We start from the raw sequence: 13,810 nt of genomic DNA, 5'->3' as shown, positions 1-13,810 counted from the left end.
AAAGCCGGGCGATTGCCCGGCTTTTTCGCGACTGGCACTTAGTTGGGGAAGAGTTCGCCCAGCTTCATGCTCAGCATCATGTTGCCTTCGACGCGCAGCTTGCCCGACATGAAGGCCTGCATGCCGTCGGTCTCGCCGCTGACGATACCGGCCAGGGTGGCCTGGTCCATGATCAGGGTGCAGTCCGGATCGGCGGCGTCGCCCTGCTGGACGTCGCAGGTGCCGTCCTTGATGACCACGTAGTAGTTGTCACCGCCCTCGACGTCGAATTGATAGGTGAGATCCAGGCCGGCCGCGGCGGAGGGGTCGAACTTGCTCTTCAGGGTGGCGATGGCATCGGCTGCGCTCATGGCGAGGGTCCTTGTGGTCTTTTTCGATGAGGCCCACTCCAGCGGAGGGGCAGGGTACTCGACCGAGGGTAGGGGGCGGCAGAAGGCCTGTCAACGGCTATTCATACGCTTGTTTGAAAGGCTGGGGCTTGCGCACGGCCTGATCGCAGCCGAGAAGTAGCCCATGCAGGAAGACCGACCAAGGATCGCCGAGTTTCTATCGCTCGGACGACTCGGTATGCTGGGCAGGGCACTGCTGCCGCCATCCTAGGAGAGTCCGTGGAGTTTCTTGCCGACTATGCCAGTTTCCTGGCCAAAACCGTCACCGTGGTGGTCGCCATCATCGCCGTGCTGTTGTTCACCGCCGCCGTCCGTGGCCGCAACCGGCGCAGCTCGGCAGGGCAACTGCAGGTGCAGAAGCTCAATGACTTCTATCGCGATCTGCGGCTGAGATTGCAGCAAAGCGTGCTGGGCAAGGAGGCCTTCAAGGCCCTGCGCAAGCGCGAGACCAAGGCCGAGAAGAGCAAGCGCAAGAGCGAGTCCGGCAAGTCGCGGGTCTATGTCCTCGATTTTCATGGCGACCTCAAGGCCACGGCCAACGAACACCTGCGCAACGAGATCACCGCCGTCCTGACCCTGGCGACGCCCAAGGACGAGGTAGTGGTGCGGCTGGAAAGCGGTGGTGGCCTGGTGCATAGCTATGGCCTGGCCGCCTCGCAACTGGCGCGTATCCGCCAGGCCGGGATCCCTCTGACCATCTGCGTCGACAAGGTGGCCGCCAGCGGCGGCTACATGATGGCCTGCATCGGCGACCGCATTCTCTGTGCGCCCTTCGCCATCCTCGGTTCCATCGGCGTGGTCGCCCAGCTACCCAATGTCCATCGCCTGCTGAAAAAGCATGACGTGGATTTCGAGGTCTTCACCGCGGGTGAGTACAAGCGTACCGTCACCGTGTTCGGCGAGAACGACGAGAAGGGCAAGGAGAAATTCCAGCACGATCTGGACACCACCCACGTCCTGTTCAAGAACTTCGTCGCCCACTACCGCCCGCAACTCAACATCGACGAGGTCGCCACCGGCGAGGTCTGGCTGGGCCAGGCCGCCCTGGGCAAGCAGCTGGTGGACGAGCTGCGCACCAGCGACGAATACCTGGCCGAACGGGCCCAGGTGGTCGAGGTCTTCTCGCTGCGCTTCGTCGAGAAGAAGTCGTTGCCCGAACGTCTGGGCATGGCGGCCAGCCTCGGTGTCGATCGCCTGGTGACCACCTGGTGGGAACGCCTGGGCGAGTCGACCCGCTGGCGCTGAGGTCCATAGGACTAGCGGCCCCATAACAAGACTCCAACGGAGGTTCTGCGATGAGCAATTTTCAGGCGCTCTGGGTGACCGAAGGGGCCCATGGTGCTTTTCGGCAAGAGGTGGTGACGCGCAGCCTGGACGACCTGCCCGCAGGCGAGGTGCTGATCCGGGTGCGTTATTCCTCGCTCAACTACAAAGACGCCCTGTCGGCCATCGGCAACCGCGGTGTGACCCGACGCTATCCCCATACCCCGGGCATCGACGCGGCGGGCGTGGTGGAGCAATCCAGCGCTGGCGAATTCGCCGTGGGCGATGAGGTCCTGGTCACGGGCTATGACCTGGGCATGAGCACCCCCGGCGGCTTCGGTCAGTACATCCGGGTACCGGCCGCCTGGGTGATCCGCCGTCCGGACAACCTCGGCCTGCGCGAGGCCATGGTGCTGGGCACCGCGGGTCTCACCGCGGCGCTGTGCGTCGAGAAGCTGGAACAGATGGGCTTGACCCCGGAGGCCGGTACCGTACTGGTGACCGGCGCCAGCGGTGGCGTCGGCAGCCTGGCGGTCAAGCTCTTGGCGCGGCTCGGCTATCACGTGGCGGCCTCTACCGCCAAGCTGGAGCGCGCGGAGTGGCTGCATCGTTTGGGCGCTCGGCAGATCCTCGACCGTGCGACCCTGGTCGATGGCGTCGGCAAGCCGCTGCTGGACCAGCAGTGGTCCGGCGCAGTGGATACCGTCGGCGGCGACATCCTCTTCAATGTCATCAAGTCATTGGAGTACGGCGGCAGCGTAGCCTGCTGCGGCATGACCGCCGGCACCACCTTCGAAGCCGGGGTCTTTCCCTTCATCCTGCGCGGGGTGAATCTGCTGGGCGTGGATTCCGTCGAGTTGCCGCTGATGGCCAAGGCCGCGCTGTGGGACAAGCTCTCGGTGCAGTGGAAGCTGGATGACCTGGACAGCCTGACCCGCGAGGTCGGCCTCGAAGAGTTGCCCGATACCATCAGCCAGATTCTTGCCGGCAAGATGGTGGGTCGCGTGGTCGTCGATCTCGGTTGAGCGAAGGCCAGGCAAAAAGAAACCCGCCGCGGCGGGTTTCTTTTTGCCTCCAGGGCGGTCAGGCCTGGCGACGACGGAACAGCGGCTCCGGTTGATCCACCGCGCTCTGGTAGGTCACGCTGAAGTCGCGCAGACCGGCCAGCGCCGCTTCCGGATCGCGGTCGGCACGGACCACGTAGGCGTCGAAGCCACAGCGCTTGAGAAAGAACAGTTGGTCCTGCAGGACGTCGCCGATGGCGCGCAGCTCGCTGGTCCAGCCGAAGCGTTCGCGCAGCAGGCGCGCATAGGAATAGCCGCGCCCGTCGACGAAGGCCGGGAAGTTGATGGCGATCAGGGCGAAATGCTCGAGATCGGCGGCGATGCTCTCGGGCTCTTCGTCGCTGTCCAGCCAGATACCCAGGCGGCCGTCGCGGCAGGTGAGGGCATGGCCGTGTTCCAGCCACAGCGCAGCCGGAATGATCACGTCGTCGCTATTGGGGACGTCTGCGAAGGCGACGTCCTTGGGCAGCAGATGCCAGTTGTCGGTGACCAGCTGGTCGCCCTTAATGATTCTTTGCATAGACGCGCTCCTTGAAGGGGTCGATACCGATACGGCGGTAGGTGTCGATGAAGCGCTCGTCTTCGGTGCGTTGCTCGACGTAGACGTTGATCAGCTTGCCGATCACCTCGGGCATCTGGTCCTGGGCAAAGGAGGGGCCGAGGATCTTGGCCAGGGTGGCGTCACGACCGGCGTCGCCGCCGAGGGATACCTGGTAGAACTCCTCGCCCTTCTTGTCCACGCCCAGGATGCCGATGTGGCCGACGTGGTGGTGACCACAGGCGTTCATGCAGCCGGAGATGTTGAGATCCAGCTCGCCGATGTCGAACAGGTAGTCCAGGTCGTCGAAACGGCGCTGGATGGCTTCGGCGATGGGGATCGACTTGGCGTTGGCCAGGGAGCAGAAATCACCGCCCGGGCAGCAGATGATGTCGGTCAGCAGGCCGATGTTGGGGGTGGCGAAGCCGTGCTCGCGCAACTCGTGCCAGAGCTCCAGCAACTGATCCTGGCGGACGTCGGCGAAGATGACGTTCTGCTGGTGGGAGGTGCGCAGCTCGCCGAAGCTGTAGCGATCGGCGAGGTCGGCCATGGCGTCCAGCTGGCGATCGGTGACGTCGCCCGGGGCCACGCCGGTGGGCTTGAGCGACAGGGTCACGGCGACATAGCCCGGACGCTTGTGGCGGAAGGTGTTGCGCTGACGCCAGCGGGCGAAACCGGGCTGCTCGGCGTCCAGGCGGGCGAGGGCTTCGTCCTGGTCCTGCAGCTCGGCATAGGCCGGATCGACGAAGAAGGCGGAGACCCGCGCGACCTCGGCGTCGGTCAGGGTGATGGGGCCGTCCTTGAGGTGGGCCCATTCGGCCTCGACCTTTTCGGCGAAGGCGTCGGCGCCCAGGGCCTTGACCAGGATCTTGATGCGCGCCTTGAACTTATTGTCGCGGCGACCGTAGCGGTTGTAGACCCGCAGGGTGGCTTCCAGGTAGCTGAGCAGGTGCTGCCAGGGCAGGAATTCGCGGATGAATTCACCGGTGTGGGGGGTACGGCCCTGGCCGCCGCCGACCAGCACGCGGAAGCCCAGCTCGCCGGCCTCGTTGCGCACCGCTTCCAGGCCGATGTCGTGCACCTCAATGGCGGCACGATCCAGGGCGGCGCCGTTGACGGCGATCTTGAACTTGCGCGGCAGGAAGGCGAATTCGGGGTGGAAGGTCGACCACTGGCGGATGATCTCGCACCAGGGGCGCGGATCGATCAGTTCGTCATGGGCGACACCGGCGAACTGGTCGGTGGTGGTGTTGCGGATGCAGTTGCCGCTGGTCTGGATGGCATGCATCTGCACGGTGGCCAGCTCGGCGAGGATCTCGGGCACGTCTTCCAGCTCCGGCCAGTTGAACTGGAAGTTCTGCCGGGTACTGATGTGGGCGTAGCCCTTGTCGTAGTCACGGGCGATCTGCGCCAGCTTGCGGACCTGTTTGGTGTTCAGCAGGCCATAGGGCACGGCGACCCGCAGCATGGGCGCATAGCGCTGGATGTAGAGGCCGTTCTGCAGGCGCAGTGGGCGGTATTCTTCGCCACCCAGCTCTCCGGCCAGGAAGCGGCGGGTCTGGTCGCGAAACTGGGCGACACGTTCTTCGACGATCCGCTGATCGTACTGATCGTAAACGTACATGGTCATCCTGCTGTCAGGCGGCGCGCACGGCTGCGCGTGATCGAAGTCTTGGGCACCCGAGGGGCGCGCTGGCGACTTTTCTAGGCCGTGCACGATAGCAGCAGGTCTATATGCTTAAAAGTGATGTTTCTTTATATATAAATCTATTCCGGCGATAAGCGGAAAGCGGGTGGGCGGCGCCGGATACCACTTATGAATACCGTGGTTGATAAAGCGTAGCGAGCGGCTGTCAGGCGGGTGCGCGCGGCGCGCAGGAACCGGACCGGGCTCGCGCACGAGTGTACGAGCGGTACATGAGGATTCCGAGCACTGCACGCGCCCGTCTGGCGGACGCGCAGTAGTTTTAGCAGCCGCGGTTAGTTCAGGCCCAGCTTGCCGCGCAGGGTGGAGAGGTCCTCGGCCAGGGTGTTGACCGGACCGACCAGGGCCTTGCGATCACGCTCGCTGACCTTGTCGTAGGCCTCGAAGCCGCCATCCTTGGTCTTGTACTTGGCCAGGATCTTGTCGACCGTGGCGAAGTTCTTGTCGACCTTGGCGACGAAGGCCTGGTCCTGCTTCTCGATCTGCGGGCGGAACAGGTCGACGATCTTCTTGGCGCCATCGACGTTGGCCTGGAAATCGTACAGATCGGTATGGCTGTAGCGTTCTTCCTCGCCCGACACCTTGGTCGCTGCCACTTCCTCCATCAGCGCCGCAGCGCCGCCCACCACCTTTTCCGGCGGGAAGGTCAGGCCGTCGACGCGGCTCTGCAGGTCCTTGACGTCCTCCAGCAGCTTGTCGGCGAGGGGCCCCTGGCCCTCGGTGGTGTTCTGGGCGAAGAGGGCGTATTCCAGGCGGTGGAAGCCGGTGAAGTCCTCGGATTTGACGCCTTGTTCATGGTCGTCTTCACGGGAATCGATGGCGGCGTCCAGGTCGCTGAAGAGTTCGGCGATGGGCTCGACCTGCTCGTAGGAGACCCGCGTCGGCGCATAGAGCTTGCGCGCGGTGGCCAGGTCGCCGCGCTTGACCGCTGCGGTAAAGGCCTGGGTCTGCTCGGTGAGCTTGGCCAGGTTGTCGGTGACATAGATCTTGTAGTCGGAGATGGGGCCGACCAGGTCCAGCGGCGAGTTGGCGGCAAAGGCCGGCATGGCCAGAGCCAGTCCGAGGGCAACGGCGAGTGACGAGCGTTTCATTCGACTTCTCCTGTCGAGGGTTTAAAGCGGTGCGGCTGCCAGCAGGCTGCGGCCGAGGTAGTCCTTTGGATCGGTGATGCCTGGCAGGACGAAGAAGTAGCCGCCGCCGATGGGCTTGATGTATTCCTCCAGGGGCTCGCCATCCAGCCGCTTCTGCACGGCGATGAAGCCCTGTTCCAGGTCGGCCTGGTAGGCGATGAACAGCAGGCCCATGTCGAGTTGGCCATTCTTGCGCACGCCGTTGGAGTAGTTGAAGGGGCGGCGCAGGATCAGGTTGCGCTGGCTCTCCGGGGTGCGGGGATTGGCCAGGCGGATATGGGCGTCCAGCGGGGTGACCTTGCCCTTGGGGTCGCTCGCGTAGTCCGGCACGTCGGTCTCGTGACCGCCGGCCATGGGCGCGCCACTGGGCTTGCGCCGACCGAAGATGGCTTCCTGCTCCTGCAGCGGGGTGCGATCCCAGCGCTCGACGAAATTGCGGATGATGCGCACCGCCTGGTAGCTGCCCTGGGCCGCCCAGGCCGGTTCGCCGCTGCCGGGCTGGACCCAGACGATCCGGTCCATCGCCTGCTGGTCGGTGGAATCCGGGTTGGCCGAGCCGTCGCGGAAGCCCAGGAAGTTGCGCGCGCTCTCGGCGGGCTGGCCGGGCGGCGGATCCTGCACCGGCACGCTGCCTTCCTGCTTCCAGCGGATCGCCAGGAGATCCGGCAGGTTCTTCAGGATGTCGCGCAGGGCGTGGATGTTGGTGTCCGGGGTGTTGGCGCAGAACTGCAGGCAGAGATCGCCATGGCAGCAGTCCGCTTCCAGGGCGTCGTTGGGAAAGCCGGTCATGCGCTGCAGCTGCCGCGGCTTGATCGCGCTCAGGCCGAAACGGTCATCGAACAGCGACTCGCCCACCGAGACGGTGACGGTGAGATTGTCCGGCGTCACCACCGGACCAAGGATGCCGGAATCCAACGGCGGCAATTTGGGGTCGACCTCCGGCACCGGGCCACCCTGCATGAGAAAGCGGATGCGTTCGTCGAGGGTGCGCAGCAGGCGTTCCAGGTCCTCGCGATCGCTGGCCAGCACATCGAAGGCCACGATCATTCCGGCCGCCGGCCGTGGGGTGACGATGCCGCTCTGGTGCGGGCCAAGGAACGCCTGGCGCTGATGGGTATTGGCGCTGCCGGGGGCGCGGGTCACCTCGGCGGTGCTGGCCGCCCGGGCGTGCATCGGGCAGAGCCCGGCACCGGCCAGGGCCACGCTGGCGGCGCCGAGGCCACCCAGCAGGCGGCGACGTTCGATATTGGGCTGATCGGGAGCGGACTTCTTCATGGCGTGGTCTTGGTGGCGGCAAGGCCCAGGGCCGGGGCGACCTGGTCGAGGGAATCGGCCAGCGCCTGGGCCGCGGCGGCGATGCGCTGGCGATCGTCAGGGGACAGGGAAGAGTAGGGGCGGTGGACATCGCCCAGGGCCGCGGCAAAGGCGTCGGCCTGGGTATCCAGGCGTTGCTGCAACTCGGGATGACCCTTGGCGAGCAGCGGGCGCAGCAACTCGATCACCTTGCGCGTGCCCTCCAGGTTGGCGGCGAATCCAGGCAGGAGCAGCTGGCTATAGCGCTCTTCCTCGCCCGAGATCCGGGTGCTGGCCAGGTTGTGCAGCAGGCGTGCGGCGTTGCCGCTGAGTTGCTCCGGTGGCAGCGACTGACCGAGCAAGGCGTCGCGCAGCGCGGCGGCGTCCTGCTGCAGGCGGTTGGCGACCGGCTCCAGGCCCTGAGTGCTGTTGCCGGCGAAGAGGCCTTGTTCGAGGCGATGGAAGCCACCGAAGGCTGGATCCTGTTCGCGCTGTTCGTAGTAGTCGGCGCGGGCATTGAGGCGATTGTCCACCTCGGCGAAGCGCTGGGCGGTCGCCGCCAGGCGCTGGTAAGGCAGGCGGGCAGCGGCATAGGCGGCGCGGGCCTGCTTTAGGTCGCCCGCGGCCAACGCCTGTTGCAGGGTGGCGATGCCCTGCAGCAGCAGGCGGCTCTGCTGATTCAGGTAGACGCGGTATTCCGACAGCGGGCCGACGAATTGGGTCAGGGTCGGACCGGCCTTGCTGGCGGCTTCCGAGGCGGCGGTCGGGAGTACCTTCAGGGTGCCGCGCGGATTGCTCAGCAGGCCGCAGGTAATGGCGTAGTCGCCGGGGGCCAGGGTGGCGTTGATGACCTGGCTGAGACCGGGGGCGATGTTCTCGCGCTCCTCGACCACCAGGACGCCATCGAGGATTTCCCACTCCACCGCACGGTCCGAGCGGTTGATGACACGGAAACGCGCCGGCCCGGCAGGCACCTCCAGGGCATTGGGCTCGCAGCGATTGGCCAGAATCTCGACTCTGACCTCACTGTCACCCACCTCGGCATGGCGCTGACCGGCCGAGCGCGAGGCGTAGTAGAAGGCGGCGGCCGCCACGACCAGCAAGGTCGCGGAGCCGATCACGGCCAAGCGCATGGCCGTGGAGCCTGGCTTTGGCGAATGGGAGTTGGTGTTGTTCAAGACGGGCGCTCCAGCGAGGCAGGAGTGGTTACGGCAGGACGCTGGGGCGGCGCCGGGGTGCGAAAGAACAGCGGCAGGGTGACCGCCAGGAACAGCAGATAGGCGCCAAGGGTGCTGACCGTGGGGGTGTCCTGGTAACCGAACATACCGGCCAGGACCGTGCCGACCGGGCCGTCGGCGGGCAGCACGTGGCTCCAGTCGAAGACCACCTGCTGCAGCGCATTCCACAGGCCGGCTTCATGCAGGGCCTTGATCGAGTTGGTGAACAGGCCGGCCGCTACGAAGAGGATGAACAGGCCGGTGAAGCGAAAGAATTTTCCCAGGTTCAGCCGCACACCGCCGGTATAGAGGCCATAGCCCACCGCGATGGCGATGACCAGGCCCAGCAGGGCGCCCAGGGGCGCACCGGGGCCGGCGCTCTGCTGGAAAATCGCGAGCAGGAAGAACACGGTTTCCAGGCCCTCGCGGGCGACCGCCAGGAAGACCATGCCGATCAGGGCGTAGACCTGGTTGCGCGAGGCGGACAGCGCGTTTTCCAGGGAGTCATGCAGCTCGGTCTTGATCGAACGCGCCGCCTTGCGCATCCAGAACACCATGGAGGTGAGGATGGCCGTGGCCGCCAGGCCGACGATCGCCTCGAACAGCTCTTGCTGGCGTTGCGGAAATTCGGCACTGGCTAGTTGCAGGCCCGCGCCGACGAACAGCGACAGGGCGGCGGCCAGCATCACGCCGATCCAGACCGCGGGCATCCAGTGACCACGACCGGTGCGTTGCAGGTAGCTGGCGATAATGCCAACGATGAGCGCCGCTTCGATGCCTTCGCGGAGCATGATCAAAAAGGGAACGAGCATGAAAGCTATCACCGACATAAGCGAAGGGGCGCGAAGGCGCCCGGAGGTCGGTGATTTGTATCACAATGATTCAGATTGTTAAATGCGGATGATTCTCGTGCCTTGCGGATCCGCCGACTGGTTGGCAGCGGATCGGGGTGCAGGCGAGCGTCAGGTGCGAAAGACCACGGCGGTATCCGGCGCCTTACCGGTGGCGAAGCGGCGGATCTCTCGCCAGTTGCGCAGATCGACCACCGCCAGCTGGTTGTCCTCCAGGGCGGCGAACAGGCGCTCGCCGCGGGGATCGAGGTTGAGTCCGGGCACGGCGCTGCCCATGGGCAGATAGGCGACTTCCGCGAGGGTATCGGGCCGCAGCAGCGAAAGACTCTTGTCCGCCAGGTTGGAGACCAGCAGGCGGCCATCCGGCAAGGCGGCCACGCGCACCGCCTCGCCGCGCAGCTTGACCTGGCGGAGCGGCGCGAGGTCGCGGGCATCCAGCGCATGGAGGATGCCGGCGAACCGATCCAGCACATAGAACGTCCGCTCGTCCGGACTCAGGCAGCAGCCTTCTGGCGCCTGACCAAGATACTTCTTCACCGGCAGGACGGCGGGATTGTGCGTATCCACCAGGATAACCAGGCCGCTCAGGGTATCGGCGACATAGGCACGCCGCCCATCGCGGGTCAGCACGAAGTAGTGGCTGCGCGTGCCGCCCACCGGGACGATCTGACCGGGGGCTTCGGCGGTGGCGGGCTGGTCGAAGCGGATGAGCAGCGAATCGGTCTCGCTGAGCACATAGAGGCGACCCTGGTCGTCCAGGCGCATGCCGTGCAGGCGGTGGTAGGGCGACAGGTCGATGGACCTTACCAGCCGGCGCTCGGCGAGATCGATCACGCTGACCTGGTGACCGCCTTCGCCGGGCGCCTGCCAGCTCTTGACGCCATACTGGCCGACATAGGCATAGCGACCCTGACGGTCGGCAACGATCTCATGGGGCTGCTCGGGCAATTCCAGGCTGCCGACGCGCTTGCCATCGGCCAGGCGATAGAAGCCGATGCCGGGGGCTTCCTTCTCGACTAGGGCTAGGTATTCATCGCCCGCTGCGAAGGCGCGGAGCGGATAGCCGCCCAGCAGGGGCAGGGCGGCACTGGCAGCCAGCAGGCCGAGGGTCCGGCGGCGATTCAGGTGGGGCATAGGAGGTCTCCCGAGGGGCAAGCCTCCCTGCCGGGGTCCAGCGAATCCGTGCTACTCGAATAGACCCTTGAACCAGGTCCAAACTCCGAAGGAGTAGTCGGGAAAGATATCGATGCCCAGCGCCGACTTGAGCAGATAGAGCAGCACCAGACCCACCAGGCCGCAGGCCAGCAGTATCGCCGCCAGCACCGTGGCCTTGCCCAGCAGGGACAATTCCTGCTCCAGGCGGGACAGTTGACGGTAGTTGCGACCGGCGAGGAAGACGAAGTAGTAACGGCGGTGCCAGAATTTGACGGTGCCGCGCAGATCGACGCTGTGCTTGCCCCAGCTGCGGGTGCCGAAGGCCAGCTTGAGGGCTTCCAGCTGCTCCTCGGTAAAGGATTCACGCAGCGCTTCGGGCAGGCGTTCCTTCAGACCGGCGATGAAGGGGTCGTGACGTTTGATGCGATCCTGCATGGAAAAAGCTTCCCTCTGAATGGTGCGAGTGCACTCTGAGGGGGCGCCAGGTCTGGCGTTCCACCGCATCTGATAGGCGGGGCCAGGCGCGGGACGATCGGTCAGGCGCTGACGCGTACGGGGCGCAGCACCTCTGCCCGGGCGCGCAACTGGCCACAGCCGCCATCGACATCCTGGCCCGCGGAGTTGCGCACCTTGGTCAGCAGGCCGCGGCTGTGCAGGTAGCGCACGATCTGCACGATGCGCTCGCCGTCGGGGCGCTGGTAGTCGTCCACTTCCAGGCTGTTGTAGGGGATCAGATTGAGCACGCCATATTTGCCCTTCATCAGGCGCAGCAGTTCGTCCATCTCTTCCTGACTGTCGTTGATGCCGGCGAGCAGCGTCCACTGGTACTGGATCGGATAGCCGATCAGCCGGGCATAGGCTTCACCCTGTTCGATCAGCTCGCCCGGTTCGTAGCGGGGCGCCTTGGGCAGCAGCCGGGCCCGGCGCTCGGCATTGGTACTGTGCAGCGACAGCGCCAGCGCCGGCCTGACCGCCTGCTGAGGCAGTCGCTCGAATACCCGTGGATCGCCGACAGTGGAAAACACCAGGTTGCGATGGCCGATACCGCCGGCGGTGCCCAGCAGGTCGATGGCTTCCAGCACGTTGTCCAGGTTGTGGGCCGGCTCGCCCATGCCCATGAAGACCACCTTCTTGACCGGCCTGATGCGTCGCGCCAGGGCCACTTGGGCGACGATCTCGGCGCTGCCCACCTGGCGCAGCAGGCCGCTCTTGCCGGTCATGCAGAAAACGCAGCCCACCGCGCAGCCGACCTGGGACGACACGCAGAGTCCATCACGCGGCAGCAGCACGCTTTCCACCGCCTGGCCGTCGCCCAGGGTCACCAGCATCCGCGCCGAGCCGTCGGCACCCGGATGCTCCGAGGTCACCCGGGCCAGGCCTTCCAGCCGCGCGGTCAGTGCCGGGATGGCCTGGCGTACCTCCAGCGGCAGGAAGTTTTCCGCCTGCTGGCGCCGGGTGCCGGTGTCCAGGGGCAGTCCCTGGCACCAGGCGCGCAGGATACGGGCACTGTGCTTGGGCTTGGCGCCGGCATCGGCGAGCAACTGGACGGCATCGGAAATACGCATGGGAAAAGGGCAGGTCGGGGGCGGGCGGCGATAATAGGACAGGGCAGGGATGTTATCCTAGTCCTTTGCAAGACGAGGACCCGTCATGAAGTTCATCCACCAGCGCGAGCATCTCAACGAGGGCGACCTGGTCGTCATCCAGAGTTCGGGGGTGTGCAACATCCGCCTGATGAACGATGCCAATTTCCGCAGCTTCAAGAATGGCGGCCGCCACACCTATCATGGCGGCGCCTTCGACACCTTTCCGGCGCGCATCACCGTGCCCAGCACCGGCTTCTGGAACATCACCTTGGATACCGTGACCAAGCGGCCGATCAGCGTGACCCGCAAGCCGGACATCAAGCACTCGATCAAGATCGTCCGCCGCTCGCCCTCCGAGCTGCGCTGAGACAGCGGTCACCCGTCCCTGGGTGACCCTCGCGGCTATTTCGGCTGCAACTCCAGCAGCCGGGCGTTGGCACCGTCCTCCAAGACCCAGAGACTGCCGTTGGGACCTTCCTCGACGTCACGGATGCGCGTGCCCATGGCATAGCGCTCGACTTCGCGCGCCTCTTCGCCCTTGAGTTCGATCCGTACCAGCGCCTTGGACGACAGCCCGCCGATGAAGGCATTGCCCTGCCAGGCCGGGAAGCGGTCGCCTGCGTAGATCATCAAGCCGGCGGGGGAGATCACCGGCGTCCAGGTGATCTTGGGCGGGATGAATTCCGGGCGTGTGGAGTGATCGGGAATCGGCTTGCCGCCATAATGGTCGCCGTTGGAGACCTCGGGATAGCCGTAGTTGCCGCCGCGCTGGATCAGGTTCAGCTCGTCACCGCCCTGGGGACCCATCTCCTGTTCCCACAGCCGGCCCTGGGCGTCGAAGGCGATACCCAGCGGATTGCGATGGCCCAGCGACCAGACCTGCGCCGCTACGCCGCCTTGCTTGGCGAAGGGGTTGTCCGCGGGGACACTGCCATCGTCATTGAGGCGGATGAGCTTGCCCAGGTTGCCGCTCATGTCCTGGGCCGGGGTGAATTTCTGCCGTTCACCCGAGGTGATCCACAGCTTGCCGTCCGGACCGAATCTCATGCGATGGCCATAGTGACCGTTGCCACTGACCTTGGGCGTCTGCCGCCAGATCACCTTGAGGTCACTGAGCGAACCACTGCCGTCCTCCTTCAGGGTCAGCTTGGCCCGGGCGACCGCCGCGCCCTGGGTGCCGTCTTCGCCGGCCTCGGCATAGCTCAGGTAGATCAGCCCGTTGCTGGCGTATTGCGGATGCAGGATGACATCGCCCAGTCCGCCCTGGCCGGCGGCGATCACCTTGGGCACGCCGCTGATGTCCTGGGCCTTGCCGGTCTGCACGTTCAGGTGCTTGAGCACACCGCCTTTCTCGGTGACCAGGGCAGTGCCATCCGGCAGGAAGGCGATCGCCCAGGGCGCGTCCAAGGTGGCCCTGGGCATGGCCGTGAAGGGCCACTGATCCTGGGAGAGAGCCTGGGGTGCGGCATTGGCGTTCAGGGTGGCGAGACTGAGCAGGAGACTGCCGGCAGCTAGGGTGAGACCTTTCATGGGCACGCTGTCCTCGTCGTTGGAAGTCCCTACACCCTAGTAGGGACGCCAGCGAAAAGGGCCGCGTTTTTGTTACCTGAGGCGTCTGC

Annotated in this window: 14 protein-coding genes and 1 other RNA gene; 3 read left to right on the top strand and 12 right to left on the bottom strand. The window is 65.6% G+C overall.

Annotated elements, in window-relative coordinates; all coding sequences use genetic code 11:
* Positions 1–38: 38 nt before the first annotated feature.
* Complete coding sequence (locus BMZ43_RS06355; protein ID WP_058765123.1) at positions 39–350, bottom strand: SCP2 sterol-binding domain-containing protein; 312 nt, start codon at positions 348–350, stop codon at positions 39–41.
* Between the two features lie 258 nt (positions 351–608).
* Here BMZ43_RS06355 and sohB point away from each other — a divergent pair, with 258 nt between their 5' ends.
* Complete coding sequence (sohB, locus tag BMZ43_RS06350) at positions 609–1,634, top strand: protease SohB (RefSeq protein ID WP_093251183.1); 1,026 nt, start codon at positions 609–611, stop codon at positions 1,632–1,634.
* Positions 1,635–1,684: 50 nt separating this feature from the next.
* The gene (locus tag BMZ43_RS06345) at positions 1,685–2,677 is read left to right on the top strand and encodes a YhdH/YhfP family quinone oxidoreductase (RefSeq protein ID WP_064308667.1); all 993 of its coding nucleotides are present in this window, start codon (positions 1,685–1,687) and stop codon (positions 2,675–2,677) included.
* Positions 2,678–2,735: 58 nt separating this feature from the next.
* Here BMZ43_RS06345 and BMZ43_RS06340 read toward each other — a convergent pair whose 3' ends face one another.
* The 10 genes from BMZ43_RS06340 to BMZ43_RS06295 form a co-directional block, all read right to left on the bottom strand.
* Entirely contained in the window at positions 2,736–3,236 is a 501-nt protein-coding gene (locus tag BMZ43_RS06340) for a DUF934 domain-containing protein (protein ID WP_064308668.1), read from the bottom strand.
* Positions 3,220–4,878, bottom strand: a complete 1,659-nt coding sequence (locus BMZ43_RS06335; RefSeq protein WP_017640565.1) for a nitrite/sulfite reductase — start codon at positions 4,876–4,878, stop codon at positions 3,220–3,222. The genes BMZ43_RS06340 and BMZ43_RS06335 overlap by 17 nt, the downstream gene beginning before the upstream one ends.
* Positions 4,879–5,081: 203 nt before the next feature.
* Positions 5,082–5,156: non-coding RNA, sX9 sRNA (locus tag BMZ43_RS06330), on the bottom strand.
* Positions 5,157–5,234: 78 nt separating this feature from the next.
* On the bottom strand, positions 5,235–6,050 hold the full coding sequence (gene efeO / locus BMZ43_RS06325; protein ID WP_064308669.1) for an iron uptake system protein EfeO: 816 nt from the start codon (positions 6,048–6,050) through the stop codon (positions 5,235–5,237).
* Between the two features lie 21 nt (positions 6,051–6,071).
* Positions 6,072–7,364 carry an iron uptake transporter deferrochelatase/peroxidase subunit gene (efeB, locus tag BMZ43_RS06320; protein WP_093251177.1) on the bottom strand — a complete coding sequence of 431 codons (1,293 nt, stop codon included), beginning with the start codon at positions 7,362–7,364 and terminating at the stop codon, positions 6,072–6,074.
* Complete coding sequence (gene efeO / locus BMZ43_RS06315) at positions 7,361–8,515, bottom strand: iron uptake system protein EfeO (protein ID WP_064308820.1); 1,155 nt, start codon at positions 8,513–8,515, stop codon at positions 7,361–7,363. The genes efeB and efeO (BMZ43_RS06315) overlap by 4 nt, the downstream gene beginning before the upstream one ends.
* 41 nt (positions 8,516–8,556) lie before the next feature.
* Complete coding sequence (gene efeU, locus BMZ43_RS06310) at positions 8,557–9,411, bottom strand: iron uptake transporter permease EfeU (protein WP_064308671.1); 855 nt, start codon at positions 9,409–9,411, stop codon at positions 8,557–8,559.
* Positions 9,412–9,561: 150 nt separating this feature from the next.
* Positions 9,562–10,584 (bottom strand): YncE family protein, encoded by a 1,023-nt coding sequence (locus tag BMZ43_RS06305; RefSeq protein ID WP_064308672.1) that lies wholly within the window; start codon positions 10,582–10,584, stop codon positions 9,562–9,564.
* 51 nt (positions 10,585–10,635) lie between these two features.
* On the bottom strand, positions 10,636–11,040 hold the full coding sequence (locus BMZ43_RS06300; protein WP_064308673.1) for a hypothetical protein: 405 nt from the start codon (positions 11,038–11,040) through the stop codon (positions 10,636–10,638).
* 101 nt (positions 11,041–11,141) lie between these two features.
* Positions 11,142–12,170: an RNA methyltransferase gene (locus tag BMZ43_RS06295; RefSeq protein WP_064308674.1), complete on the bottom strand. Its 1,029-nt coding sequence runs from the start codon at positions 12,168–12,170 to the stop codon at positions 11,142–11,144.
* Between the two features lie 85 nt (positions 12,171–12,255).
* Between BMZ43_RS06295 and BMZ43_RS06290 the strand changes: the two genes are divergently transcribed.
* Positions 12,256–12,558, top strand: a complete 303-nt coding sequence (locus BMZ43_RS06290; RefSeq protein ID WP_007158402.1) for a DUF1883 domain-containing protein — start codon at positions 12,256–12,258, stop codon at positions 12,556–12,558.
* 35 nt (positions 12,559–12,593) lie between these two features.
* Here BMZ43_RS06290 and BMZ43_RS06285 read toward each other — a convergent pair whose 3' ends face one another.
* Positions 12,594–13,721 (bottom strand): PQQ-dependent sugar dehydrogenase, encoded by a 1,128-nt coding sequence (locus tag BMZ43_RS06285; RefSeq protein WP_064308675.1) that lies wholly within the window; start codon positions 13,719–13,721, stop codon positions 12,594–12,596.
* Between the last annotated feature and the right edge of the window lie 89 nt (positions 13,722–13,810).

This window comes from Pseudomonas sp. Snoq117.2, assembly GCF_900110545.1.
Classification (GTDB): Bacteria; Pseudomonadota; Gammaproteobacteria; order Pseudomonadales; family Pseudomonadaceae; genus Chryseomonas; species Chryseomonas benzopyrenica.
Note: the sequence above shows the minus strand (reverse complement) of the source record. Positions and strands in the feature narration are given on the sequence as shown.